Raw genomic sequence first — 26,206 nt, 5'->3', positions numbered from 1 at the left:
AAAAAAACCGGCTATTTTGGAGCCGGTTTGTTAACTTCACTTTTTACAGTTTCGATTGAATGTTGCATTTCCTCAATGTCATCCTTGAGACGAGTGAGGTTTGGTTGAATATCTTCTTGGAAGGAAGAAATGGAACGCTTTAGGTCTGAAGTAACCTCAGCGATTATTTGCTTTCCTTCGGACGAAAGCTGTTTGATATGAGTCGTTAACTCATTAAGGTCTTCTTTTAGCATGCTGAAGCTTTCCTTTATTTCATCGCTTTTGTTCTTTGCGTCAGTAATCATGTCCTTGCCAGACTTTGGTGTGGTTAACAGGACTGATGCGGCGGAAACGACTCCCCCGATAACAAATCCGGTCGCTAGTGCTTTTGTTTTTCCCATGATGAATTCATCCTTTCCTGACAATCCTATTCTTCTATGACAGTAGTTCTCCGTTTAAGTGCGAATTCCTTCTTTTTTATCACTATGTACCCGGTCATGAAATGCTTATTTTGTACATATATCTTTTAGTAATGAATTCATGACTCGGGAATAGGAGGCATAAATATGGCTGGTTTTATATTTGCTCTTATTGCGTTAGGGTGTCTACTACTGTTAGCAACGGTAAATCGTTTGTTACTGATTAGAAAATACTCGTTTTATACCGAACAGATTATACAAAAGAAACGAAATGCATTTTTGTTCGGAACGTTCGCTGTTGTCTTTTTACTACTCGGTGTTTCAATGGCTTTCTTAGTATTTTGATAAGAGAAATCGTTCATTCTTTATTTTTCCCATATAACTTGATCTACAAACCCTTAGAAGGTAAAGGTTAGAAACACGCTCATTTGAGGTATCCTATATAAAGAAGGATCAAAGGAGCGTGAATGACTATGAATAGAATGGTAAGAAGTGTGTTTAAGAAAATGACGCAAAAAGCTGTCAGCGTTGTAAAAGACAAAGATCAATTAAAAGAAGTATCCTTAGAATCCTTAAAAAAAGGAGCTCTTTATAAAGGGAAAAAGGGTATGAATGATATGGTGGTGGACGTCAAAACGTTTTCTAGACTCGTACAGGAAGTAAGAAAAGGGGAGTATAAAGATATATCTCGGAAAGCCGTTATTATGATTGTAGGTGGATTACTCTATTTCATAAGTCCTCTAGATGCTGTACCAGATTTTCTTGCAGGAGTGGGACTTTTAGATGACGTAGCAGTTATCGGCTTTGTCGCAGGTCAATTAAAACAAGAATTGGAAAAGTTCCGCGAGTGGGAAACAGGAGTTAAGGTTTAATTTTATTCTGAGAGGGCGAAGGAACGCCTTCTCTTTCTATGGTCTTGAATAACGATTCGAGAATTCAATCATCCATGAAAATGGAAGAAGGTAAGCGGCTTTCTCTAATTGGTTTACTAGATTAAGATTGGTTTTCCTTCTATAGGTTTCGAGTTGATTGTCACCATAGAAGAAGCTGGAGTTCAGGGGAGAAAATAGACAAAAAGTAGGCTGTCGAGAAAAATCTCGACAGCCTACTTTACGATTTATTTAAAAGGCGAAAGTTGTGCGTTTAAGAATGGATTGTACTACTGGGTAAATGAAGACCATTGCGATTGTATTAACGACAGCGGTTGGAAGAACCACCGTAAGAAATAGTCCTGTAAAGGCTGCGCCGCCAGGTAAACCTGCAAACATAAGCGCTGTACCTAAGAATATTGCGCCACTAATCATTGTACCGATTGCCGTTAATGCACCTGCAGTAACGAGTGAGTTACCAAATCGTTGAACAAGCAAGTATAAACCAAAGAATGCAAAAGCAGTAATAGGCTTATCGATTACATTGGCAAGTTGTCCACCAGGAAAAGTTGTTGTTGCGGCAGAAATAACGCCAGTGGCCAAACCAAGTACAAGGACGCTTCTACGCTCAGGGAATAATAGAATACCTAGGAACATCATCGTTAGTAGCATGTCGTTTTTCATACCAGAAATAAGTCCTGGAATAATAGCGTGCAAAATCGTTCCAATCCCAAGTAATAAAGCCATCAATACCAAATTTTTTGTTTTCATAAAGAAACTCTCTCCTCTTCTCATCTCATTTTCCGTCAGTGTGACGGTGGTTCCCTCCAGAAGTGCGCTACGTGCCTCCTGCGAAAGAACTAGTTTAATAGTAACAAACGAATTGTCTATTGAAAAGTGTTAAATATTGTGCTTTTGATGGAACGTGTTCATAAAGTCGCATAAAGCTTCAACTGACTCGAGTGGAACAGCGTTGTATATGGAAGCACGACAACCTCCGATTGATCGATGGCCTTTCAGTCCTACAAAACCTTCTTCTTCTGCTTCTTTTAGAAATAATTCTTCTAATTGTTTTTCAGGTAATGTAAATGTGACGTTCATACTAGAGCGACTATCTTTATCTGCAATGCCAGTATAAAAGCCTTTGCTTTCATCAATCGTATGATAGAGAAGGTTTGCTTTCTGCTTGTTCCACTCTTCAACCGCCTCGATACCTCCGTATTTCTTCGTCCATTTAAGAACGAGTGAAAGCATATAAATAGAGAAAGACGGCGGTGTGTTATATAGGGAACTCTTTTCAACATGCGTTCGGTAATCAAGCATTGTTGGGAGGTTATCAGGTGTGTCTTTGAGCAGATCTTTCTTTATAATGACAACTGTTACGCCTGCGGGGCCAAGGTTTTTCTGAGCTCCTGCATAGATTAATCCAAATTGTTCAATTGGAATCGAACGACTTAAAATATCACTCGACATATCTGCTATAAACGTCTTGTTTGCTTTCTTCGGGAACTTTTTCCACTGCGTTCCGTGAATCGTATTGTTAGAAGTTAGGTGTACATAAGCATCATGATCACTGTAGGTTAATTCATCTTCATTAGGAATACGGCTGAAATTTGTAGGCTCACCAGTTGCGCCTGTGAACGTTTCACCTACTTTTTGAGCTTCTTTCAGAGCTTTTTGTGACCAGCTGCCTGTTATGAAATAATTTCCTTGTTGACCGTCCTGCAGAAAGTTCATCGGTACCATGGAGAATTGTAAGCTTGCGCCTCCCTGTAAGAAGAGGACCTCATAATCATCAGGTATCTTCAGCAGCTCCCGTAATAGGCTTACTGCTCCCTCGTGAATAGCTTTGTATTCTTTACTTCGATGACTGAATTCCATGACCGACATACCGAATTGCTGATAGCTGACCAATTCTGATTGCGCTTGATCTAATACTTCAAGAGGTAGTGCCGAAGGGCCGGCATTAAAGTTAAAACGTCTATTCAAGAGAAGACACTCCTTTAGTGTAGTAATGCGATAACCTGTTTTTGTTTGTAATTATCCTATCATTAATAGAAACCTTATCGCTATATTTTTTCTGAATCTTATAAAATATTTATTCGCACCTACATCTATTTTTGATTACTTGCTATGTTTTGCTATCCTTATAAGAGCGAATGAAAAAGGAGTGAATCACATCATGTATCGTGAAAGTAAACCTATTCACATTGGACCATACGATCATCCAGATATTTATCCAGGACCTAGACCATCTTCTTCGTTCGTGTATCATGACGGGAAAGCTCATCGAATCGATGAAGCCCAAAGTGTCCCAATCGAAGACCAGGTTGTTCATTATTCATTGGGAAACGAAGTCACAGGAACACTAGCCTTCTCAGCTCCAACGAAAATGACGGTTAATGAATTGTTGGAAAGTGAAGGGCTAGCTCCAATAGAAGATCGAATTCCATTATTGGCATATGGCTCTAATGTGTGTTTAGCACAGCTGAGATATAAGTTTAGCCTTAATCCTGATGTGAATGATTTCATCTTGTTCTTCCGAGCTAATATAGTAGATACCGATGTAGTAGTTGGATCTTTCCTAGCACCATATGGAGCGCTTCCGGCTGTAATTGCGCCTGTTTCAGGAGCGAATACGGAAGTGTGGGTCACGTTTGTTGAAAGAGAACAACTTGAATTATTGAACCGTACTGAAGGAAGTTATGTGCTCAGGGAACATCAACACGAAAAGCTTACTCTTACAACAGGAGAACGCTTTGAGCGTGTATATGCATATTATTATCCTCATGCACTTTTAAGAGAAGGGTCCATGGTTCGGTTTATGGATATCCCAGGAAAGTCTCCTTTGCCTTCCATGTGGCAGGCTGATTTGTTGAATGAATTGAAAGGTCTTATGGGGTACGAGGGACATAGAGAAGAGTTCATACATGAACTGCGATGGAATTCAATCCTGCAATCAAAAGTACCTACTTTACTTGCTGGAATGGAAGAGAAGTTCGACCATTCTGATTGGGTCGAGCCTACTGGATTTCATACGTTAAAAGAAATGAAGAGATCATATAAATAAGAAAAGGAGGCTTCGGCCTCCTTTTCTTATTTTAATTAAATTGTGAGCGAATACCTTCTGCAAGTTTTTGAAGCTTATCGGCATCGTATTCACTTTCGTGCGTTTTCCACACAGCTCCAAATCCATCGCCTTTTCCATAGCGTGGGATAAGGTGAAGATGGTAGTGGAACACAGATTGTCCAGCAATCGCTTCATTGTTATTTAGAATGTTCATCCCTTCAGGTGCAAAGTTTGTTTTTAGGGCATTTGCGATTTCTGGAACAGCTTCAAATAACTTCGATGCCGTGTCAGAGTCTAACTCATAAATATTCTGTTTATGTTTCTTTGGAATGACGAGTGTGTGTCCTTCTGTTACCTGAGTGAGGTCGAGGAAAGCGAGTACGTCTTCAGATTCATACACTTTTGCTGATGGAATATCACCGTTAATTATTTTGCAAAAAATACAGTCAGGAGAATGACTCATTACGATCATCCTTTCATCATTTTTGTTTATCGTACCATATTTTACATATGTATTGAAAAAACAAAAAGGCTCTGCCGGGGGTGCAGAGCCGTGAGCGTAACTTGTTTCAGGGAAGACGTCACACTCCATACTATGTTGCTCTGAAAAGGAACAAACTATTCAACTAGATGTAACTGTTTTGCGAATATTCTTATGAAGTTATGGAATCATTCGTTTAATCAAGATATGATGTGTACAGATTTAGTAAATGAAGGAGAGACAAGAGGAGGGTTCGTATTCTATCGTTAGTCCCTATTGCTGATGATATCTGTACGAAAAGGGTGTAATAGCCCTGAAAGCAATCAATATGAAGGAAAATGGAAAGTTAGTTACTGAAATTAGAACATATGTCGATGAAAATTATGAAAGTGGATATGGCAAAGCAACTCCAATACCGTTACCCGAAGCGTAGCAGTTTCGCCGAGGGTATCAAAGTTTGTTAAAATGGAGTCAAATAAAGAAATGAGAGGGCCATTATGACGAATTCGATTTTAGAAGTGAACAACTTAACTGGTGGTTACCAGGCGAATAAACCTGTTTTACATGATTTATCTTTAAACGTGAATGAGAATGAAATCGTGGGGTTAATCGGGTTGAATGGTGCAGGAAAGAGTACCACCATAAAGCATGTTCTAGGTCTGCTTGATCCGATGAAAGGGAATATCCGTGTTGCAGGAAATACGTTTAGTGAAAATAAAGATTCCTATCGAAAAAAGTTTTCTTATATACCTGAAACGCCTCTTTTGTACGATGAATTAACGTTATGGGAGCATCTACAATTGACGGCTCTAGCGTATGAATTAGATGAAGAATGGCAGCAAAGAGCAGAGGATCTCTTAAAAGAATTTCGGATGACGAAAATGAAAACGTGGTTTCCGGGTCACTTTTCAAAAGGAATGAGACAGAAGGTTATGATTATGTGTGCGTTTCTTGTACAGCCTTCTCTCTATATCGTGGATGAACCTTTTGTTGGACTTGATCCAATTGGCATTCAATCGTTTTTAGATACGATGATACAAATGAAAGAAAAAGGTGCGGGTGTGTTGATGTCGACTCATATTCTTTCTACTGCTGAGAGGTACTGTGATCGGTTCATCATTCTTCACGATGGCGTCATTGTTATGTCAGGAACAATGACAGAATTACAGAAGGAAATCGGGAAACCGAATGCTACATTAGATGAGATTTATATTAAAGCGACCAGGAGCGGTAACTGATGCAGCTCGAAACATTATGGAAGGAAAGGGCAGGGGCTTTTTGGAATATTGCTCTTCGTTACTTTCGTTTAATTGGTAATAGCAGCTTTTTGTTTACGCTCGTCCTGACGCTCATTTTTGGAGCATATTATTATAGTGAATTATTGAAAGTACTGCCAGAAACATTCCCAGGGGTGACAGTGATCACGATTATTGCGGCGTTTGTTATTGTGAAAACCCCTCTTCGGTTCTTTTTGTCGGAAGCGGATTTGGTTTTCTTATTGCCTGCAGAAAGTAAGCTCAAGGATTATTTCCGCCGCTCTCTCTTTTACAGCTTTATGCTTCAGGCATTTATAACAGTTGTGACAATGGTTATTCTTGCACCGCTCTATCAACATGAAATGGCAACTGGAACGAGTTACTATATATTTGTAATTGCTATCATGCTGTTGCTAAAAGGTCTAAATGTTTTAATGAAATGGATGGAATTGCACTTACCCGCACATCGTTCGGTTGTTGGATTCGTAGTTGTTCGTACGGTGATGACGATGCTGCTTTCTTATTTATTGTTTGTTCAGGCTTCATGGGTGTTCGTCGCACTATCCGCAATTGGAATCGTTGGCGTTCTATTGTTTATGTACTTTCCTCTACAAGGAAAGTATGCGATCAAGTGGGAAAAGCTTCTTGCATTAGATGAAAAGCAAAGTATGAAGTTTTATAGAACGGCCAATTTATTTACGGATGTCCCGAAATTAAAGCAATCTGTTAAAGAAAGAAAAGTAATGAGTTCAATCGCTGATACCATTCTTCCGAACAATACCGTTTATGAAAAACTTTATCAAAAAGCGTTCGTTCGAAGTAATGAGTATCTTGGCATCTATATACGCCTCTTACTCATTGGTCTATTGGTTGTCGTTTTTGTTCCTGGAACAACTGGTAAAGTGATTGGTGCAGGTCTATTTATCTATTTAACCGCTACACAGCTCAGAACCCTTTATCCTCATTTTGAAGCACATGTGATGATAAAGTTATATCCACTTAAAGGCGGGCAGAAAGACCAGGCGTTTCGAAAAATTCTCAAACGATTATTAGGAGTACAGGCCGCTTTGTTTGCACTAGTTGTCCTAGTCCTTACTCAGAACGTTATCACTTTCATCCTAATGGCCTTAGTAGGAAGCGTTACTGTGCTATTTGCTACTATGAAAAAGGTAAGTAAATCGTAATTCTTTATGTAACATCAAACTCATACATAAAGGAAGATTGCTATGAATCGCTATGAAGCAGAAGTCAAAGATGAACTAGTCATATGGGAAAGGAAAATGACTCGTAAAGCTCCTATCTTTTCGAGAGCTACTAAAAAACTACAAAACAAAGTCAATCATGTTATTCCTGAACGTGTCCATACAGTCGTAACGAGTAGTATTCGAACGATGGTTGAAGGAGTTCTAGCTGGTAACTCTTATACTGTGAAAAAACCGTTGAAGAACTTATCTCTTCAAGAAAGAGACAAATTAGCAAGGGAAGCAACGGTTACCTTCAAACGAGTTGCTGCTATTGAAGGAGCTGGAACAGGAGCCGGTGGCATCTTATTAGGAATTGCGGACTTCCCACTGTTATTGTCGATTAAGATGAAGTTCCTATTTGATTTGGCTAGTATTTATGGCTTCGATGCTAGACGATTTGAAGAGAGGGTTTTCATTCTTACTATTTTTCAACTTGCTTTTTCCTCAGATCAAACACGTAAAGAGGTTTTCAGAAGGTTAAAAGGTTGGGAAGATCCGAACAATGCCTATAAAGAAAAGACCTCATTTGATAAAGAGCATAATTGGAAGTCGTTTCAACTCGAATATAGAGATTACATTGATTTGCCAAAGCTCCTTCAAATGATTCCAGGGCTAGGGGCAATTGTTGGAGCATTCGTGAATTTCCACTTTATCGATTGGTTAGGGGAAGTCGCGATGAATGTGTACCGTCAAAGGTTGTTAACATCCCAAAAGATATAGTACAGAAAAAGCCGGCCAGGGGTACAGTACCCAGGCCGGCTCTTTTGCTATTATTCGAATCGTGAGTCGCTTAAAATACGATCCATCTCTTCCATATGGTGCGTTTCGTCTGCGATCATATCATCCAGCTTCACAACTAGTTCTGTATACCCTAGTTCTTCAGCTTGCTTTTTGCGGTTTTCGTAGCGATCAATTGTATCTTTTTCAGCTCGTCTTGCTTCTAAGAGCATTTCCTTTACGTCGTTCAATTGTTTGACCTCGGCTGGTGTTGTTGTAGGGGTACCACCAAGAACTTTAATCTTCTCTGCAAGGTAGAGGGCATGTCCCTGCTCGTCTGCTACTTCGCTCTCAAAGAAGGGTTTTAACGTTTGACGATACAAGCCCGATACAACTGCCGCATTGTACGTATACATGATACTCGCTGCGTATTCATTTGCAAGGTCTACGTTTAATCCTTCAATCAGTTCCTGCTTTTTCTCTTCCATTCAAAACACCCTTTCTCGTCAAAATTCGTTCCATCCTATTTTTACCCATTCATGAATTTAATAAAACATGGCAACAATAATTGCAGCTGCGTACTCAAATGTTTGCATAGGTGATGAAGGGGTAATAGTCAACTAGAAAGTTATCTAAATGCAAGGAGGACTAACGTTGAGTAAAGTTGCAGTACTTATGACCAATATGTTTGAAGATGTAGAGTATACAAAACCAGCTGAGCAATTCGCTAATGCTGGGCATGAGCTGACAGTTATAAGTCACCAAGCAGGAGAAGAGTTAACCGGTAAACAGCAAGAAGCGACTGTGACGTCAGATAAAGGGATCGATGAAGTCAAAGCAGAGGATTTTGATGTATTGTTCATCCCGGGAGGAGTCTCTCCGGATGACCTACGAGCGGACGAGCGATTTGTAAGCTTCACAAAGAAAATGATGTACCTTAACAAGAAAACACTCGTAATCTGCCATGGCCCTCAACTACTATTATCTGCTGAAGCCCTTCATGGTCGCAACATTACAGGGTTTAAGTCAATCCAAACAGATTTAAAATACGCTGGAGCAAATGTTTTTGATGAAGAAGTAGTAGTGTGTGGCGAAACATTAGTAAGCAGTCGAAATCCAGATGATATCCCAGCGTTTATTGAAAAGTCATTATCTATAATGGATAGCTAAGGAGCGTGAATGAGAATGAGCGAAAAAAATCATATAGTGAATAAGAAAAGTGAATTAGATCTTAAAAAAGTGGATGACACAATCGATCGTATTAGTGAAGATCGAATTGACGATATTCTCAGCAATTTTGAACAGTTCAAAGGGTACCTTGCTGAAAAAGTAGAAGTGGGCGAAAAACTCGGACTCAGTGAAGAGAGATTAGCACAAGCAGCAGAGAAGGTTGCTGATTATTTAGCGCATAAAGAAGAGCCGAAGAATAGAGAAGAAAAGCTTCTTCAAGAGCTGTGGCTCGTTGGTGAAAAAGAGCATCGCCATGCCCTTGCGCACATGCTCGTTAGAATGGTATTAAAAGAGGAAAAATAAAGAAAAGCCGCTGAATCTTCAGCGGCTTTTCTAGTGTCTAATATTCGACAAGTGCCTGTCACCTAAAGTTCTCCAGCGAGAACGGTTAAGTGTTCAGGAAGTAGTTCTAATGTTGATGGAGTGGTATAGTTACGTTCGCCATCACAATCTATTTTCTGTTCGGGCTCAGCGGTAATACTTAGTTTCTTCGTTTGAAAATGAATGATGTCTTCATTTAATGCAGGTTCTTTTGTGAATTTAGACTGAAAGAAAGACCAGAACGTTGGTAGGGAAGATTCTTTAATGATTAGAACGTCGAATTTCCCATCCGTTAAGTTATTCTCAGGAAAGAATGCTTGCACGCCCCCAGTAAAGGGACCATTTCCTACAAGCATCATCACTGCTTCACCCTCAAATTGGCGATCATCTGACTCTACCTTCAGGTGGAATGGAGAAGGGTCGTTAATCGTTTGAGCAGAGCTAATATAATAAGAAAGTCTCCCAAACAGTTCCTTCGTGTTTGGATCAATATTTTCTGAAGCTTGTGTGATCATCCCGATGCCCCAGAAATTAAGGAAGTACTCATTATTTGATCGACCAACATCGATGGTTTTCCTATTGTTTTGGATGATTTGCTCAACAGCTAAAAGAGGGTTCTGGTTCAAGCCAATAGCTCGTGAGAAATCGTTGCACGTTCCACCTGGGATAATGCCGAAAACGGGGCGTTTTTCTTTACTACAGAGCGCATTTGCTAATTCATAGATCGTGCCATCGCCACCAGCCCCAATCAGAACATCTACTTCTTCACAAATGTCATCCACGATTTCAGCTCCGTGACCAGGGTATTCCGTTTCGTAGAATGTAAAATGATCAAAGTTTTCCTCGAGTCTGTTTTTTATCGTATCGATTTGTCTAATCATTTTTTGATTTCCCGCATTTGGATTAAGTAACAATGCCGCATGTGTCAAAGGCTATTTCTCCTTTCGGTTAGATTGATTTATTATTTTATTAAGCTTCTTCTCGAGGGAAGTGCTCTTCGTTAATTTCTTCTTTGTAAGCATAAGTGAAGGTGAGTGCTACTAATACTCCGCCTCCAATAAGGTTTCCGATACTGGCAGGAACGAGATTAAATAATAAGAACTCCACCCACGTATATTCTGCGCTGTGAAAGATCGCTGTTCCAAAGTACCCCATGTTTGCTACACTATGCTGGAAATTACCCGCAACGAAAATGATTACGGGGAGTGCTGTAGCAAGTACCTTCCCGGTTAAGTCCCTAGCGGCAGTTGCAAGGAATGCCGCCATTCCAATCAACCAGTTTGCGATGATTCCTGAAAGAAGGATTTGAAACCAGCCTTTTGTTCCATCTGATAAAAACTTCATTTTATGTTCAATATATACATTCAGTTCAGTATAGAACTCAGGAGAAAGAGACCCTGACAGCACGACTAGCAATCCTACCATAAGTGCTCCAATAATATTTCCTAGATAGCATACAATCCAGAATTTCATAAGTTGTTTTGGAATCCAGAACTTTCTTTGTAGAATATAACTTGGTAACAATACGTTAACTTCTGTAAATAGAATAGCCCCTGAGATAAATACGATTGCATACCCGGTTACGAATCCTGCCCCCGCTAGAAGATTATGTATCCCTGTTGTTTCAACTCCAAGAGCTATTAGAACGGATAGAATCGAACCAAATGTTACAAATGCTCCTGCTAATATTGATAAGATAAACTGTCGATTTAGTGGTCTTGCACTATGAGACTCGCCCTTAACGATAAATGTTTCAACGATTTGAGCAGGAAAGTAGAATTGTCGTTCCGGATAAGTAGCTTTACCTTCCTTGTTTTTAGATTTATCTTGATTGGCCATTACAAGTCTCCTAACTTCAACTATTCTTGCAAAAAAATTATGCAGTTACTTGTCCAAAAAGCTCATGTCATGTTTTTATTTGCCTAAATATAATGGTTGCTATCGTAAAAGGAGATTTCCTGGGAAATGCACATGGTCTCTGTCGGAAAATAAGCGAGATGGTCACCATCTCGCTCTATATCTAGAATTTCCAATATCCAGTTTTGCCATAATGAGTATAGAGATCTTCTTCGAAACGTCGTGTAAGAGGCTCATTTAATAGATACTCTGGAGCATTTTCTATTTTCTCTTTCGTAACGTTTACTACGACACTACGATCGCTCCAATGAATGGCATCGATCCATTCAGTAGACAACAAAACTTTTTTGCCAGGTAGGAAGTTCTTAGTGTCTACGACAAAGTATCGAAGCTTCCACGTTTCGTCGTCGAATATAAAATCTTCAACGTGTCCGATTTCACCATCATTTGCTTCTATATGATAGTTCGAGATCTCTTTTGTACTGCGAAGGTGATTATCATCACCCGGTTCATCATTATAGAATTCAGGATTCGTTCCTTCCGATTGTGGGGTTGGATACATTCCACTCCCCCAGGCACCGGTTCCTACCCAATAGTAGGGCCAGCCATAATGCTTATTGATCGACATTTCATGCTTTCTAGAGATTGTTTGATCCATATCGATCGATGGACTGTTTTCCAATTCATCTGTTGAAAGGGAAACCGAGATTTTTTCTTTATCGTGCGTAAGTTTCTCGATAGAGTATGGTGAAAGTAATACCTTTCTTCCTGGCAACCATTTATGGGTATCAACAACTAAATATCGGACTGTCCAGTGTTCATCATCAAAGTACAGCTCTTTCAATGCGCCCTTTTCGCCGTCGCTTGTATCGATGCTGTATTTGTAGATTTCATTTTCACCTACAAGCATGAGTTACCACTCCTGAAAAAATAATAGTAATCTGTTGCAAAGAAAATACCCTTGATTAGATTCGATTAAACGCTAGTGTCATCTACATGATAGGTTTTGACATATGGCTTGCCTCTGAATACAGTTTTGGGAAGGCCTTTATCTGTGTTTCTATTTTTGTGAGCTACGTTATAAGCTTCTGAGGATTGCCATTTTTTGAATGCATCTTCATTACTCCAGAAAGTAGCAACGATGTATGGATCATTGTGGATTGGACGTAGAATTCGAATGCCTTCACATCCTGGCTCGTTCTCTACTTTGCCAGCTCTATTTTTGAATCGTTCTTCAAAGGTAGGGCGTTCACTTTCTTCTACTGGGATATGGTTTAAAACGACGAATGTAGGTTTTGAAACCTCACCTTTTTGGTCCATTATTTCGTACTCTTTACCACTCTTGAAGACTGACTCTGAAGAAGTTTCGTGATAGAGGGCTGCTCCCTCATCGTTGGATAGTAGATACATCTGTTCATTACTGTTTTCTTCTTTTACTTTATATAAGTAGTCGTATGTACCATATGTGACAAAAACCTTCACGTCATCAATCCTTTCAACAATAAGATAGGAATCGCCTGATACTTTACCCATTTTTTGCGAAAACTAAACAGAACTGTCAAATAATGATGTACAAAAAATGAAGTCGGTGATGTAAGCTTAATTTTATTCGACTTGTAAGGAGAGTGCCGTACATAATGAAAAAGCTCGGTATAGGCTTGATTGCAACGATTGCTGTTTTCCTAGTAGGACTGCTAGGGTATTTAGGCATTCTACTTGCAGGAAATTACGCAATCGACGAGAAAAAGCTTGTGATGAACTCAGCGACTAAGCTCGTTACAACAGAAGGTGACTTAATTACAAAACTATATATTGAGAATAGAGACCCGGTTGCGATCGAGGATATTCCGGATCATGTACAAGAAGCTTTCATAGCGACGGAAGATAGTCGTTTTTATGATCACCATGGTCTAGATATTAAAGCGATCGGTCGTGCGCTTTATCGTGACATTTTAGCTGGTGAGAAAGTTGAAGGTGGTAGTACAATCACTCAACAGCTAGCTAAGAACGTATTTTTAACGAATGATAAATCCTGGTTAAGAAAAACAAAAGAAGCCGTTATCGCGATTAATCTCGAGCGAAATTATAGCAAAGATAAAATACTTGAAATGTATTTGAACCAAATTTATTTTGGTCATGGCGCATACGGACTTCAGTCAGCTTCTAAACTGTATTTTAATAAGGAAACAACAGAATTAAGTATCGAAGAAGGGGCGTTGTTAGCAGGCCTTCCTAAAGCGCCATCTCATTATTCACCGATCGAGCACCCTGAAAAAAGTAAAGAACGAAGAGACTTAATTCTTTCGCTAATGGAAAAACAAGACTACTTAACACCTGAAAAAGCAGTTCGATTACAGGGGAAAACGGTAGCGTTAGATATTGCAGAGGTGACAAAGGACCCTGCGTTTCTGACATATGTCGATATGACCTTAGACGAGGCGAAGAAGAAATATAACCTGTCGAATGAAGAAGTGTTAAAGGGCGGTTATAAGATTGTCGTTCCTATGGATGTTCCTCTTCAACAAACGGCTTACACAGAATTTCAAAACAAAGCTTTCTTCAAAGGAAGTGACCCAAATACTCTTCCAGAAGGTGCACTTACGATGATGGATGTTAAGAGTGGTGGTGTAGTCGCTGTTCAAGGTGGAAGGAATTATGTTCAAAAAGGGTTGAATCACGTGAATACTAGAAGACAGCCTGGCTCCTCTTTCAAGCCTATTGCTGTCTTCGGTCCAGCTCTTGATAAAAAAGATTATAATCCATATACACTTTTAAAGGATGAGAAAGAAGACTATAATGGCTATTCCCCTTCCAATTACAATGATCAATATTCAGGGGAAATGCCGTTATACGACGCTGTTAGGGTTTCTGCGAATGCGCCAGCAGTGTGGTTATTAAATGAAATAGGCATTTCTCATTCGAAATCATATTTAGAGAAAAGCGGTATTTCAATTGAAGACAAGGATTTGAAAATCGCGCTTGGTGGGATCGATAAAGGCGTTACGCCATTTGAGATGATGGAAGCTTATCGACCTTTTGCTTACGAAGGTGAAAGAGTAGAGCCGTATTTTATCGAAGAACTTTACGATCATGAAGATAAACTTGTAGGAAAAGCAAAACCTAAGAAAGAAACTGTGTATTCAGAGCAAACGGCCTGGTACATGACACGTATACTTGAAGGTGTTGTTAAGAACGGCACTGCTCAAAGTGGTAAAGTTAACACAGCTTTAGCTGGAAAGACAGGTACGACCTCATTTGAAGGTGTTGACGGTGGAGTAAGAGATGCATGGTTTGTTGGATTTACACCTGAGATTGTAGGAGCGGTATGGATGGGATATGACAGAACGACAAATGACCAGTATCTTACAGGTGGAAGTGAGTATCCCGTTCAATTGTTTAAAAAGGTCGTGAACGCACATAAATCCAGTACAACCGCTTTTGAAAAGCCCTCTGATGTAAAGGAAATGGAAAAGCCTGTGCAACTTCCAGAAATCGCAGATCTAAAAGCTGAGATTGATTTTCTTTATGGATTACCAGCAGTGAAATTAAAATGGACCCCTTCTTCAGATGAAAGAATAGAGTATCAAATATATGAAATAAAAGACGGTAACAGAAAGAAAATTGATACGGTGGAAGGCAAAGGTGAATTCACCAAGTATTCCGTTTCCTTCTTTGGATCTGTATCGTATCAAGTTGTTCCTGTTAACCCACTAACTGAACAAGAAGGAACACCTTCAAACGAAACGTCATTTCGAATTTTGGACCGGTTTATGGATCGTAATGAGGAAGAAGCAGGGTAGTAGCTTACAAAAGAGGGTAATAATGTGTTAATACCTCGTAATTATGCTCTCCTGTGTTAAGGTAATAAGTGTAAACGGCTTCAAACAAAGACAATTTTATGACAGTTTATTTTAATGACTATACACGTAACGATTCCATCGCTATTATATGTAGGGATGAATAAATGAACGTATAGCACTATGAGTATGAGAAAGGTGGACAACCATGAGTAAAGCTCCATTTAATGATCAATTTCTTCGCGCATGTCGAGGAGAAGAAACAGATTTTGCACCTGTATGGTATATGAGGCAAGCTGGTCGTTATCAGGCTGAATATAGAAAAATAAGACAGAAGTATTCATTCCATGAAATGAACTTGAATCCTGAAGTTGCCGCTGAAGTAACGAGATTTGCTGTTGAACAATTAGGTGTTGATGCTGCGATATTATTTGCTGATATTATGACACCATTACCATCGATCGGTGTCGATGTAGAAATCAAAAAAGGTGTTGGACCGGTAATCGACAATCCTATTCGTACCGTTTCTGATATCGATCGCCTTGGCGAATTAGATCCACTAAAGGATATTCCGTATGTTATGGAAACCGTTAAGATGCTTCGTGAGGAATTATCTGTACCTTTAATTGGTTTTAGTGGTGCACCATTCACAGTAGCAAGTTATATGATTGAAGGTGGACCTTCGAAAAACTATTATAAAACAAAAGCACTTATGTACTCAGATCCAGAAGCGTGGCACCGTTTGATGAATAAATTAGGCGATATGACGATTGCTTATCTAAAAGCTCAGGTACAAGCTGGTGCTCAGGCATTGCAATTATTCGATTCATGGGTTGGAGCTTTAAACGAAGCGGACTATAGAACGTACATAGCGCCTGTCATGAATCGTATTTTCTCTAGTTTAAGAGAAACTGGCGTCCCTCTTATTATATTTGGAGTGGGAGCAAGTCATCTGATTCAAGAGTGGAACAAGCTACCTGTTGATGTGATTGGAATCGATTGGAGAATCACGATTAAGAATGCACGTGGTAAAGAGGGAATTACGAAGCCTCTTATGGGGAACCTTGAACCAGCATTACTTCTTGCTCCATGGGAAGTAATTGAAGAGCGTACGAAAGAAATTTTGGATCAGGGTATGCAAGAGCCAGGATTTATTTTCAATCTTGGACATGGTGTATTCCCGCAGGTTGAGGTTGAAACGCTACAACGATTAACTCGTTTTGTTCACGACTATACAAGTAAGAATAGGTAGGGGAACGGGAGGTGCAATATGCCGAAACGAACAATAGGTCTCCTAGTAATGGCTTATGGTACACCGCGGAGCGAAGCGGAAATCGAACCATATTATACTCATATTCAGAGAGGGAAAAGGCCAACTGAGGAAATGCTACAAGATCTAGTTGAACGGTATGAGGCAATAGGCGGCATTTCTCCGCTATACGAAATCACAAAAGAACAATCTCAAAAGCTCGAAAGCAGAATGAATGAGCTTTTCGATGGGGAAATAGCGTTCAAAAGCTATTTAGGTCTAAAGCATATTGAACCATTTGTAGAAGATGCAGTGAAAAGTATGCAGAAAGACGGCATTCAAGAAGCAATCAGCATCGTTCTTGCTCCTCATTATTCTAGCCATAGTGTTCAAGCTTATAATGATAGAGCCAATAAGGCTGCTCGGAAGCTCGGTTTTCCGGATATCCACTGTATCGAAGAGTGGTACAAAGAACCTAAATTCATTCAATACTGGGTAGAGGAATTGAATTCTTGTCTGAGGAACATCGATGACAAAGAAAAGAAAAAGACAATCGTCATCTTCACAGCTCATAGCTTACCTGAAAAGGTGTTGCAACATGGAGATCCTTATCCTTCTCAATTAGAGGAAACGGCAAGTCATATTGCAACAAGTGCCGGGATTCAACATTATGCAGTTGCATGGCAAAGTGAAGGCAATACTCCAGAACCCTGGATCGGCCCTGATGTGCAGGATTTAACTCGAGATTTATTTGAGCAAGAAGGCTATACTAGCTTCATCTATTGTCCTGTTGGTTTTGTTGCTGATCATCTTGAAGTGCTTTACGACAATGATTATGAATGTAAGCAAGTAACAGATGAACTTGGTGCTACCTATCATAGACCCGATATGCCCAATGCACGAGACGAATTTATAGAGATATTAGCTTCTGTCGTGACGAAAGAATTAATAAAAAAAGAAGATGATAAATCATGAATAATCCAACAAAGAAGATTGTGATAGTTGGAGGCGGGATCACTGGTTTAACAGCCGCCTACTATCTTCAAAAAGAAATGAAAGAATCTGGACAATCCTATCAGATCACGATACTTGAAGGCAGTGATAGACTCGGTGGTAAGATCCTCACGGATACGACGAATGGCTTCGTAATTGAAAGAGGACCAGATTCTTTTCTAGCAAGGAAACAGAGTGCAGCCAAGTTAGCGAAGGAAGTTGGACTCGAAGGTCAGCTTGTACCGAACGCAACAGGTAATGCATTTATCTTAAATAATGATCAGCTTTATCCTATACCAGGTGGGTCTGTAATGGGGATTCCAACTGAGATGGCGCCTTTCGTATCCACGCATCTCTTTAGCTTTAAGGGGAAGGTTAGAGCGGCATTAGATTTGGTACTTCCAAGACGTGATCACCATGGTCAGGATCAGTCTCTAGGACTATTCTTCAGAAGAAGATTAGGGAATGAAGTTGTTGAGAATTTAATCGAACCTTTACTATCAGGTATATATGCTGGGAATATTGATGAATTAAGTCTTATGTCTACTTTTCCACAGTTCTATGAGGTAGAACAGAAGCATCGAAGTTTAATCCTCGGGATGAAGAAAACAACACCAGCTTCAAGAAGAACAACGGGTAAAAAGAAACCGGCTTTTTTAACAATTAAATCTGGTTTGCAGTCATTTGTGAAAGCGATCGAAGATCACTTAACAGATGTTGCTATCAGAAAGAGTGTAAAAGTTGACTCTATAAGTAAGAATGGGGAGTCTTATAAGCTTACAACCATGAGTGGAGAACAAATCGATGCGGATGCTGTTATCGTTACGACGCCTCATCAGCAAGTGACCAGGATGCTGAGGGATCATGAAGAAGTGGCTCCGTTAGAAGATATGCCTTCAACAACTGTTGCAACCGTTGCAATGGCCTTTCCAGAGGAGGCAGTAAAGAAATCGCTAGATGGTACAGGCTTTGTGGTGTCAAGGAACGCTGATTATACGATAACGGCTTGTACGTGGACTCATCGTAAATGGCAACATGCAGCTCCAAAAGGAAAAGTTCTTCTGAGGTGCTATGTTGGTAGAGCCGGCCAAGAAGAAATCGTCGAAAAAAGTGATGAAGAAATTGTACAAACTGTACTTAATGATTTAAATCAAATCATGGAAATCGAAGGTCATCCGGAGTTCTATCGAATAACAAGGTGGCGCCAAGCTATGCCTCAATATGAAGTTGGGCACAGGAACCGATTCGAAGAAGTACAATCAGGATTAAGAAGTAAGATGCCTGGTGTCTTTCTTGCAGGAGCTTCATACGGTGGAGTAGGACTCCCGGATTGTATCGACCAGGGAGTAGAATCAGTTACGTCAGTCATCTCTTATCTAAGTAGTCAGAAATAGATTCACCTAGCGGTGAATCTTTTTTGTGCGCATTAATATACCTCTTATAGGATAGTCTCATCGTGTCTCTAATGATAGAATGAAATGGCAACATATAGAAAAAGGAGACTTGGCTATGTTGAATATGGCAAGACCTCTACTTGTAAATATTGCAATGCTATTTTCAGTACTATTCATCTGGAATATGGTCATGCCTTTTACACGGTCAAGGTCGTTAGGTTTGAAAGATAAAATCTTATATGGCGCTATTAGTTCTTTGATGGCCCTCCTGTGTATGCTGTTCCCTTTAGAGAAGTTCGGAGATACCGTATTTGACCTCCGGGTGGTTCCTCTTATTCTTGTTACGTTGTACGGTGGAGTAATACCTGGAATTATTTGTACTGTCGTTATATCGATCGCTCGATTTTGGATGGGCGGAGAATTTGCATACATAGGTGTGAGCTTGGCAGTTATCGCATTCTTTCTGTCATGGGGGTATAGAGACCTTTTCCAAAAAGCGAACCGTAAATGGAATGTAATCCTACAGGTTGGCGTTATATTTCTTATTACATATATAGCGATTATTTTGTGGTTAGTACAACCGTCAGAGCCTTATTTTTATCCAATCTATTTCGTTTCTTTCGCTATCGCTTATTTTTTTATATTTTATTTAACAGAGAAGCTTGTGATCATCAATCTCCAGCTCGAGGAAACGGTATATCTTGAAAAACTTTCGGTTGCTGGGAAAATGGCTGCTTCTATCGCACACGAAATACGAAATCCACTTACGACTGTACGAGGATTGCTTCAATTTATTTCCACGGATTCAAAAGAACAGCAGGTAAAAAAATATGCGCCTTTAATGTTGGATGAGATCGATCGAACAAATAAGATTATTACAGATTACTTGACACTTATTAAACCTACAAAGTTAGACCATGTAGAGGTGAACCTAAATAAAGTCGTTAGTGATACGATTGAATTAACATCAGTGTTAGGGGTTTACCATGCTGTTAAAATTACTTATGAAGAAGTTGGGGAATATAAAATCCTGACGAATCCACAGGAGATTAAGCAGTGTCTTATCAACCTTATTAAAAATGCGATTGAGGCAATTGAAAAAGATGGCCTCATTGAGATCAAATTGCAAAACGGTACAAAAAGAAATACAGTAGACATCATCATTAAAGATAACGGTGCCGGGATGAATGAGGAAGAATTGAAGAAAATCGGGTTGCCCTTTTACACAACGAAATCGAAGGGCACAGGATTGGGCACTATGATAACAAATAGACTGATAAGGAATATGAACGGAAAAATAACTTACACAAGCACGGAAGGAATAGGGACGACGGTCACTGTAACCCTTCCTACATTAAGATAAAGGGGGAGGACTATGGGATTTGATCGGAAAATCAGCATTATTAATGCTGCTGAAAAATCATTCTCAATGTTCGGATACAAAGCAACAACCATGGATCAAGTCGCGAAAATAGCGAATGTAGGGAAAGGGACGATTTATACCTTCTTTAAGAACAAAGAGGAGCTTTTCAATGAAATCGTAAATCTAATGGTAGGTGAGATGAAAGAACTTGCCCAAACTTCCATCAATGAAAAAGATACTTTCTTTGAAAACCTTCATCGTGCCCTATTTGATGTACTCGAACATCGTAAAGAACATAAACTTGCGATAAAGCTTTCACAAGAAGTTCGAGAAATAGGCACTCCTGCTGCGGTAGAAGCGCTCAATCTAGTTGAGCAAGCGATTACGTCTTTCATCAAACAAGAGATCGAGAGAGGAATCAGAAATAATGAGATAAAAGAATGCGACCCCTCGCTAACGGCATTCTTACTCTTTAAGATGTATATTGCCCTTGTTTTTGACTGGGAGAAAACAAATCGATCACTTACAAAAGAAGAAATAGCCCATCACCTTGAATTATTTACCATGGAGGGAATTAAGAAGCTATAGATGTCTATTGCTTTAATAAAAAAAGGATGATATATTACTATCTGTGGTTAAAATGACTGGAATTAAATTTTAGTCAAAAAACGCCTTGGAAACATATACAGATAGTAATAGGTGTTCTTTTTTTTAGCTTAATTGACCAAATGACAAAATTGGTCATATAGACAATCGGGAGGTAGTAACTATGAAATTTCGTCATCTCCGTTCTGAGTGGCGTGCGTTATTTACGAATAAAAAAATACTCATTCCTGTTCTCGCAGTATTATTTATTCCTGTGTTATACAGTGGAATGTTTTTGTGGGCATTTTGGGATCCATACGAGAATTTGGATGAAATTCCAGTTGCTGTAGTAAATGAAGATACTGGTGCTGATTTTGAAGGAGAGCATATCGAAATCGGGGATGAATTAGTTGAAAAGCTAAAAGGCGATCCGAAATTTAAGTGGGAATTTGTTAATGAAAAAGAAGCAAATAAAGGACTTGAGGATCAAACTTACTATATGAAGATTCAAATTCCTGAAGATTTCTCAGAAAGATCAACGACGGTATTGAATGAACAGCCAGAAAAACTTAATTTAAAGTATGTTCCTAATGAAAGCTTTAACTTCCTTGCGGGACAAATCGGTGGAACGGCTGTTAGTGAAATTAAATCTCAAATTGCAAACAACATCACTGAAAATTATAGTGAACTCGTTTTTGATAAGTTCAGTGAAATTGCAGATGGATTATCTGAAGCTTCTGAAGGAGCTGGAGAATTAGCTGATGGATCTTCTGATCTCAAAGTCGGGACGCAACAGTTAAAAGAGAATTTAGCAGAACTTAATAATGGTTCGATCGAACTGACTAATGGCGTGAGTGAATTACAAAATGGCTCAGTCAAACTCGCGAACGGATTAGAAGACGCGAGCGAGGGTTCCACGAGGTTGCTAACAACATTAAAAGAAAAACAATCGAAGATAAGTGAATTAAGTGCGGGTGCAGGGCAAGTAAGTGGAGGTGTCAACAAACTCAGTGGCGGTTTAACTGATTTTAAGTCAGGTCAAGAAAACCTTCTCGGTGGTGTTAAACAAAGTCGAGATGGTATTGATCAACTTATAACCAAAATTAAGAACAAGTCTTCAGAAGTTACTGAATTAAGTACAACTGCCGCAAGTGTAAAAGAACCGATTACTAACGGTGGTCAAGGAGCCGCACAAGTTTCGAAAGAGTTGCAGGGTGTTATACAAAACATCCAATCCAATGAAAGCTATTCGGAAGAAGAGAAACAAGCGTTAATTAGTCAGCTTAAACCGATTGCAGAGAAATCTGCAGGAGCTGCTCAATCCATTAAGGAGGGAGGAACGAAGTTAGAATCTGTTTCGAAAAGTATTTCATCAAATGTAGATGGAATGAAAACAAGCCAGAATGAACTCATCACCGCGCTACAAAGTCTATATGATGGACAAGTGAAGATTGAAAAAGGCTTACTACGATTTGGAAACGAGATAGATACTGCTAGAGAAGATGTATCACAACTTCAAGCTGGTGCTGATAAAGTGGCTGAAGGAACGGCTAATGTGTCTTCTGGTTGGCAAGAAATGATTACGAATGTAAGTAAACTAAATAGCGGCGTTGTGGAATTAGAAAATGGGTCGCAGGTTCTTGTAACTGGCTTAACGGATCTCGAGGGAGGATCTTCCGAACTTTCTTCAGGTGCAGGTCAGCTGTTAGAAGGGTCTAAGAAGTTAGACAACGGAGCCGAGAAAGTAACTGACGGATCAAATGAACTTCATAGTAAGTTAGACGAGGCAGCCAAAGAAACTGCTCAAACGAAAGCAGATGATGAGACATACAATATGTTTGCAGATCCAGTTGACGTAGAAAGTGATGCAACTGATTCTGTTCCAAACTATGGAACTGGTTTCGCGCCATATTTCTTATCACTTGGGTTATTTGTTGGAGCTCTTCTTATGTCAATCGTCTTTCCACTTCGTGAACCAGCAGGGACTCCTAAGTCTGCATTGGGATGGTTTGTAAGTAAGTATGGAGTACTTCTTACAGTTGGTGTGATCCAAGCATTAGTCGCAGATGCTGTCTTACTATATGGATTAGGTATCGAAGTGCAAAGTGTGTCATACTTCATTCTTTTCACAGTGATTTCAAGCTTAACGTATATGGCGATGATTCAGTTCTTCGTCACAACGATGGGAGATCCAGGGCGATTTGTAGCGATCATTATTTTGATTCTACAGTTAACTACAAGTGCCGGTACATTCCCACTTGAATTGATTCCAGAAGGTCTTCAAATCTTTAACGCTTGGTTGCCTATGACTTACACCGTATCTGGGTTAAAGGCAGTAATCTCGAGTGGAGATTTTGAATTTATGTGGAACAATGTGTTTATCTTACTTGGATTCACGTTAATCTTTGCTGTTGGAACGATCATATTCTTCTTTATGGAAATGAAAAAGCGTAGAAATAAAGGGTTCGATGAACCTGCAATGACAGAATAAGTGTAATGAAGCCTTCTCAATGATGAGAAGGCTTATTTCTTTGAATTATGCTTCGAAAAAGGATAGAGTAATAGTAAGATTGTTGTAGTATAGCTTGTAGATTGGTTTGGATATAGAAGGTTAGGGTAAAGATTGAGGATAGGTATTTTTAAGGAGGCAGGGAGAAGGGGAACAATGATTACTTTTAAGAATGTTAGCAAACAATTTCCTGATGGAACAACCGCTCTTAAGGACATTAATTTACATATTGAAAAGGGCGAACTCTTAACGTTGATCGGTCCCAGTGGTTGTGGGAAGACAACGACTATGAAGATGATCAATCGTTTGATCGAGCCCACAGGTGGTCAGATATACATAGATGGAAGATCGATCTCAGAACAGGATCCTGTAGAGCTTAGAAGAAGTATTGGTTATGTTATTCAACAGATTGGGCTACTTCCCCATATGACGATAGCAGAGAACATTTCGTTAATACCAAAATTAAAAAAATGGGACAAGAATAAAATAGAAAACCGTGTCGATGAATTATTAGAACTAGTTGGCCTCGAACCTTCTACATTTAGAACGCGGTACCCCCTAGAGTTAAGTGGTGGACAGCAACAGCGTGTAGGCGTTATTCGTGCGTTAGCTGCAGAGCCTCCAATCATACTAATGGACGAGCCTTTTAGTGCCCTCGATCCGATTAGCCGAGAACAGCTTCAAGATGAACTTGTTAAGCTTCAAAAGGAAATACAAAAAACGATTGTTTTTGTGACTCATGATATGGATGAAGCGATGAAGATAGCTGACCGAATCGCGATTATGAAAGATGGCGAAATTCTGCAGCTGGATACACCTGATAACATCCTACGTCACCCTAAGAATGACTTTGTTCGTGACTTTGTAGGTGATGAACGGATTGCTAAAGGACAGACCCCTTCAGCTAGTGATTTGATGATCCGAAAAGTTGCTACTGTGAAAGAAAGTCTTGGCTTAGCTGAGGCAATTCGATTAATGAAGTCAGAGTGCGTCGAAAGTCTCGTTGTTACTAGTTCTGATCACGTATATAAGGGAGTCGTTACACTGGAGGTTGTGCAGCAACATGATGATGACTCGAAACGTATTGTAGATGTGATGAGTGAACCAAAACCGGTTTTAATCGATACGCTCTATCCAGAAATCGCAAAACGCTTCGCCGAAGAAACTCAAGGTATGATTCCTGTAGTGAATCAAAGTAAACTTGAAGGTGTCATTACCAATGGCAGTATGATGAGAGGGCTAGCCGGTCTCGATCAAGAAAGTCAACGAAAGGAAGGTGGCCTAAATGAATGATCGTAATTTCTTTGTATTGTTCATTGAAACAATTCAGGGTCGTTGGGATGATATTCTTGTGGCTCTACAAGAGCATCTCTTTCTATCGTTTATATCGATCGTTATCGCGATTCTAATATCCGTACCTCTAGGGATATTCATTTCTCGAAGAAAAAAACTTGCGGAGCCATTTATCGCTATTTCTGCGATCTTTCAAACCGTTCCTAGTTTGGCCCTCTTCGGTTTCTTGATTCCATTTCTAGGAATTGGAAGTACAACCGCTATTATTGCCTTGACTGTTTATGCCTTGCTTCCTATTTTGAGAAATACATATACTGGAATCACCTCAGTCGATCAATCCTCGATCGAAGCTGGCAGAGGAATGGGAATGACAGATTCACAAATTCTAACTAAAATAGAAATTCCTCTATCACTACCAGTTATTATGGCAGGTGTAAGGACAGCGACGGTTTTGACGATAGGTGTTGCGACGCTAGCGACATTTGTTGGAGCTGGAGGACTTGGAGATATCATTTACAGAGGACTGACATCGAATAAAGACGAGCTTGTGCTAGCAGGAGCACTACCTGCTACGATTCTTGCACTTAGCTTCGACTTAATTCTGAAATTATTAGAAAATGCGGCAACTCCAAAAGGGATTAAAGCAAAAAAATAAAGGGGAGATTAATTTGAAGAAGTTTACTGTATTAATGCTAGGTCTCGCTATGGTTCTAGCCGCTTGTGGTGGTAACGATAGCGGGAGTAGTGAGAGTGATCCAATCGTTATCTCTGGTAAGCCATGGACTGAACAGTATATTTTACCGCACATTGTGGGTGAATACATAAAGGCGAATAGTGATTATGAGGTCGAAATTGACGAAGCTGTCGGTGAGGTTAATGTTATTCATCAGGCACTTGTTGATGGGGATGTTGACATGTACGTTGAGTATACAGGTACAGGTCTTGAAGCGGTGTTAAAAGAAACTGCTGATTCAACTCAATCTGCAGATGAAATATTCCGAAAAGTAAAAGATGGATATAAAGAAGAGTTCGACCTCGTTTGGCTTGAGCCACTAGGCTTTGAAAATGGGTATACTCTTGCGATTACACAAGAAACGAACGAAGGCTTGAATGCTGAAACTTACTCAGATTTAGTCCCTGTTTCAGATGAATTGGTGTTTGGTGGGCCACATCCTTTCTATGAAAGGTACGATGGGTATGAAGCGATGGTAGAAACATATGGCTATGATTTTAAAGAGACAGAAAGTCTTGACCCTAACATTATGTATGATGCATTGAATGAGGGAGAAGTCGATGTGATCCCTGCATTTACTACAGATGGTCGCATTGCTCGATATAATCTTGTTAGTACAGAAGATGATAAGAACTTTTTCCCACCTTATTATGCTGCACCTGTTGTAAGGCAAGACACGCTAGATTCACACCCTGAATTAGCTGACATTGTGAATGAACTTGCAGGGAAAATTTCAGAAGAAGAGATGTCTGAAATGAATGCGAAAGTGGATATAGACGGAGAGGAACCAGAGAAGATTGCGGTGAACTTCTTAAAAGAAAAAGGACTTATCGATTAACCTTGTTAG

At 39.6% G+C, this 26,206-nt stretch carries 28 protein-coding genes; 19 read left to right on the top strand and 9 right to left on the bottom strand.

Annotated features, from left to right (window positions below; all coding sequences use genetic code 11):
• Positions 1-11 precede the first annotated feature (11 nt).
• Positions 12-380 (bottom strand): YtxH domain-containing protein, encoded by a 369-nt coding sequence (locus tag SJY16_RS18240; RefSeq protein WP_377891427.1) that lies wholly within the window; start codon positions 378-380, stop codon positions 12-14.
• Between the two features lie 165 nt (positions 381-545).
• Between SJY16_RS18240 and yhzF the strand changes: the two genes are divergently transcribed.
• Positions 546-743, top strand: coding sequence for a membrane protein YhzF (gene yhzF, locus SJY16_RS18235; protein ID WP_377891425.1), 198 nt, complete (start codon positions 546-548; stop codon positions 741-743).
• Positions 744-871: 128 nt separating this feature from the next.
• Positions 872-1,270: a YkvA family protein gene (locus SJY16_RS18230; RefSeq protein WP_377891424.1), complete on the top strand. Its 399-nt coding sequence runs from the start codon at positions 872-874 to the stop codon at positions 1,268-1,270.
• 249 nt (positions 1,271-1,519) lie between these two features.
• Here the strand turns inward: SJY16_RS18230 and SJY16_RS18225 are convergent, their stop codons facing one another.
• On the bottom strand, positions 1,520-2,038 hold the full coding sequence (locus SJY16_RS18225; RefSeq protein WP_377891422.1) for a tryptophan transporter: 519 nt from the start codon (positions 2,036-2,038) through the stop codon (positions 1,520-1,522).
• A 129-nt stretch (positions 2,039-2,167) separates the two neighbouring features.
• Complete coding sequence (gene serC / locus SJY16_RS18220; RefSeq protein WP_377891421.1) at positions 2,168-3,256, bottom strand: 3-phosphoserine/phosphohydroxythreonine transaminase; 1,089 nt, start codon at positions 3,254-3,256, stop codon at positions 2,168-2,170.
• Between the two features lie 193 nt (positions 3,257-3,449).
• Here serC and SJY16_RS18215 point away from each other — a divergent pair, with 193 nt between their 5' ends.
• Positions 3,450-4,337: a hypothetical protein gene (locus SJY16_RS18215; protein WP_377891420.1), complete on the top strand. Its 888-nt coding sequence runs from the start codon at positions 3,450-3,452 to the stop codon at positions 4,335-4,337.
• Positions 4,338-4,368: 31 nt separating this feature from the next.
• Here the strand turns inward: SJY16_RS18215 and SJY16_RS18210 are convergent, their stop codons facing one another.
• On the bottom strand, positions 4,369-4,800 hold the full coding sequence (locus SJY16_RS18210) for an HIT family protein (RefSeq protein WP_377891418.1): 432 nt from the start codon (positions 4,798-4,800) through the stop codon (positions 4,369-4,371).
• A 307-nt stretch (positions 4,801-5,107) separates the two neighbouring features.
• On the opposite strand from SJY16_RS18210, the gene SJY16_RS18205 reads away from it, so the two are divergent.
• The 4 genes from SJY16_RS18205 (at position 5,108) to SJY16_RS18190 (ending at position 8,038) form a co-directional block, all read left to right on the top strand.
• The gene (locus SJY16_RS18205) at positions 5,108-5,251 is read left to right on the top strand and encodes a PCYCGC motif-containing (lipo)protein (protein ID WP_377892331.1); all 144 of its coding nucleotides are present in this window, start codon (positions 5,108-5,110) and stop codon (positions 5,249-5,251) included.
• Positions 5,252-5,315: 64 nt separating this feature from the next.
• Positions 5,316-6,056, top strand: a complete 741-nt coding sequence (locus SJY16_RS18200) for an ABC transporter ATP-binding protein (RefSeq protein WP_377891416.1) — start codon at positions 5,316-5,318, stop codon at positions 6,054-6,056.
• Positions 6,056-7,258 (top strand): ABC transporter permease, encoded by a 1,203-nt coding sequence (locus SJY16_RS18195; RefSeq protein ID WP_377891415.1) that lies wholly within the window; start codon positions 6,056-6,058, stop codon positions 7,256-7,258. Before SJY16_RS18200 ends, SJY16_RS18195 begins: the two co-directional genes overlap by 1 nt.
• Positions 7,259-7,300: 42 nt before the next feature.
• Complete coding sequence (locus SJY16_RS18190) at positions 7,301-8,038, top strand: EcsC family protein (RefSeq protein WP_377891413.1); 738 nt, start codon at positions 7,301-7,303, stop codon at positions 8,036-8,038.
• Positions 8,039-8,088: 50 nt separating this feature from the next.
• Here the strand turns inward: SJY16_RS18190 and SJY16_RS18185 are convergent, their stop codons facing one another.
• Positions 8,089-8,523, bottom strand: coding sequence for a ferritin-like domain-containing protein (locus SJY16_RS18185; protein WP_377891411.1), 435 nt, complete (start codon positions 8,521-8,523; stop codon positions 8,089-8,091).
• Between the two features lie 166 nt (positions 8,524-8,689).
• Here SJY16_RS18185 and SJY16_RS18180 point away from each other — a divergent pair, with 166 nt between their 5' ends.
• Both SJY16_RS18180 and SJY16_RS18175 read left to right on the top strand, forming a co-directional pair.
• Complete coding sequence (locus tag SJY16_RS18180) at positions 8,690-9,205, top strand: type 1 glutamine amidotransferase domain-containing protein (RefSeq protein WP_377891409.1); 516 nt, start codon at positions 8,690-8,692, stop codon at positions 9,203-9,205.
• Between the two features lie 15 nt (positions 9,206-9,220).
• Positions 9,221-9,568 carry a DUF3243 domain-containing protein gene (locus SJY16_RS18175; RefSeq protein ID WP_377891407.1) on the top strand — a complete coding sequence of 116 codons (348 nt, stop codon included), beginning with the start codon at positions 9,221-9,223 and terminating at the stop codon, positions 9,566-9,568.
• Between the two features lie 62 nt (positions 9,569-9,630).
• On the opposite strand, the gene SJY16_RS18170 is transcribed toward SJY16_RS18175, so the two are convergent.
• From SJY16_RS18170 to SJY16_RS18155, 4 genes are all read right to left on the bottom strand, one after another.
• Complete coding sequence (locus SJY16_RS18170; protein ID WP_377891405.1) at positions 9,631-10,515, bottom strand: diacylglycerol/lipid kinase family protein; 885 nt, start codon at positions 10,513-10,515, stop codon at positions 9,631-9,633.
• Between the two features lie 40 nt (positions 10,516-10,555).
• Positions 10,556-11,425, bottom strand: a complete 870-nt coding sequence (locus tag SJY16_RS18165) for a formate/nitrite transporter family protein (protein ID WP_377891403.1) — start codon at positions 11,423-11,425, stop codon at positions 10,556-10,558.
• 181 nt (positions 11,426-11,606) lie between these two features.
• Positions 11,607-12,353: a PRC-barrel domain containing protein gene (locus tag SJY16_RS18160; RefSeq protein ID WP_377891401.1), complete on the bottom strand. Its 747-nt coding sequence runs from the start codon at positions 12,351-12,353 to the stop codon at positions 11,607-11,609.
• A gap of 65 nt (positions 12,354-12,418) precedes the next feature.
• Positions 12,419-12,925: an antibiotic biosynthesis monooxygenase family protein gene (locus tag SJY16_RS18155; protein WP_377891399.1), complete on the bottom strand. Its 507-nt coding sequence runs from the start codon at positions 12,923-12,925 to the stop codon at positions 12,419-12,421.
• Positions 12,926-13,080: 155 nt separating this feature from the next.
• On the opposite strand from SJY16_RS18155, the gene SJY16_RS18150 reads away from it, so the two are divergent.
• From SJY16_RS18150 to SJY16_RS18105, 10 genes are all read left to right on the top strand, one after another.
• Positions 13,081-15,243 (top strand): transglycosylase domain-containing protein, encoded by a 2,163-nt coding sequence (locus SJY16_RS18150; RefSeq protein ID WP_377891397.1) that lies wholly within the window; start codon positions 13,081-13,083, stop codon positions 15,241-15,243.
• A gap of 205 nt (positions 15,244-15,448) precedes the next feature.
• Positions 15,449-16,492, top strand: a complete 1,044-nt coding sequence (gene hemE / locus SJY16_RS18145; protein WP_377891396.1) for a uroporphyrinogen decarboxylase — start codon at positions 15,449-15,451, stop codon at positions 16,490-16,492.
• An 18-nt stretch (positions 16,493-16,510) separates the two neighbouring features.
• On the top strand, positions 16,511-17,464 hold the full coding sequence (gene hemH, locus SJY16_RS18140; protein WP_377891395.1) for a ferrochelatase: 954 nt from the start codon (positions 16,511-16,513) through the stop codon (positions 17,462-17,464).
• Positions 17,461-18,876: a protoporphyrinogen oxidase gene (hemY, locus tag SJY16_RS18135; protein ID WP_377891394.1), complete on the top strand. Its 1,416-nt coding sequence runs from the start codon at positions 17,461-17,463 to the stop codon at positions 18,874-18,876. The genes hemH and hemY overlap by 4 nt, the downstream gene beginning before the upstream one ends.
• Positions 18,877-18,991: 115 nt before the next feature.
• Complete coding sequence (locus SJY16_RS18130) at positions 18,992-20,239, top strand: ATP-binding protein (protein WP_377891392.1); 1,248 nt, start codon at positions 18,992-18,994, stop codon at positions 20,237-20,239.
• Positions 20,240-20,251: 12 nt separating this feature from the next.
• Positions 20,252-20,827, top strand: coding sequence for a TetR/AcrR family transcriptional regulator (locus tag SJY16_RS18125; protein WP_377891390.1), 576 nt, complete (start codon positions 20,252-20,254; stop codon positions 20,825-20,827).
• Between the two features lie 181 nt (positions 20,828-21,008).
• A complete protein-coding gene (locus SJY16_RS18120; RefSeq protein WP_377891388.1) occupies positions 21,009-23,315 on the top strand; it encodes a YhgE/Pip family protein in 2,307 nt (768 codons plus the stop codon).
• A 174-nt stretch (positions 23,316-23,489) separates the two neighbouring features.
• Positions 23,490-24,626 (top strand): ABC transporter ATP-binding protein, encoded by a 1,137-nt coding sequence (locus SJY16_RS18115; protein WP_377891386.1) that lies wholly within the window; start codon positions 23,490-23,492, stop codon positions 24,624-24,626.
• The gene (locus SJY16_RS18110; protein WP_377891384.1) at positions 24,619-25,281 is read left to right on the top strand and encodes an ABC transporter permease; all 663 of its coding nucleotides are present in this window, start codon (positions 24,619-24,621) and stop codon (positions 25,279-25,281) included. The genes SJY16_RS18115 and SJY16_RS18110 overlap by 8 nt, the downstream gene beginning before the upstream one ends.
• Positions 25,282-25,294: 13 nt before the next feature.
• Entirely contained in the window at positions 25,295-26,197 is a 903-nt protein-coding gene (locus tag SJY16_RS18105; protein ID WP_377891382.1) for an ABC transporter substrate-binding protein, read from the top strand.
• The last annotated feature ends 9 nt before the right edge of the window (positions 26,198-26,206 follow it).

It is taken from the genome of Alkalihalobacillus sp. R86527 (assembly GCF_042466185.1).
Classification (GTDB): Bacteria; Bacillota; Bacilli; order Bacillales; family Guptibacillaceae; genus Guptibacillus.
This window is presented reverse-complemented; position numbering and strand designations above follow the sequence as displayed.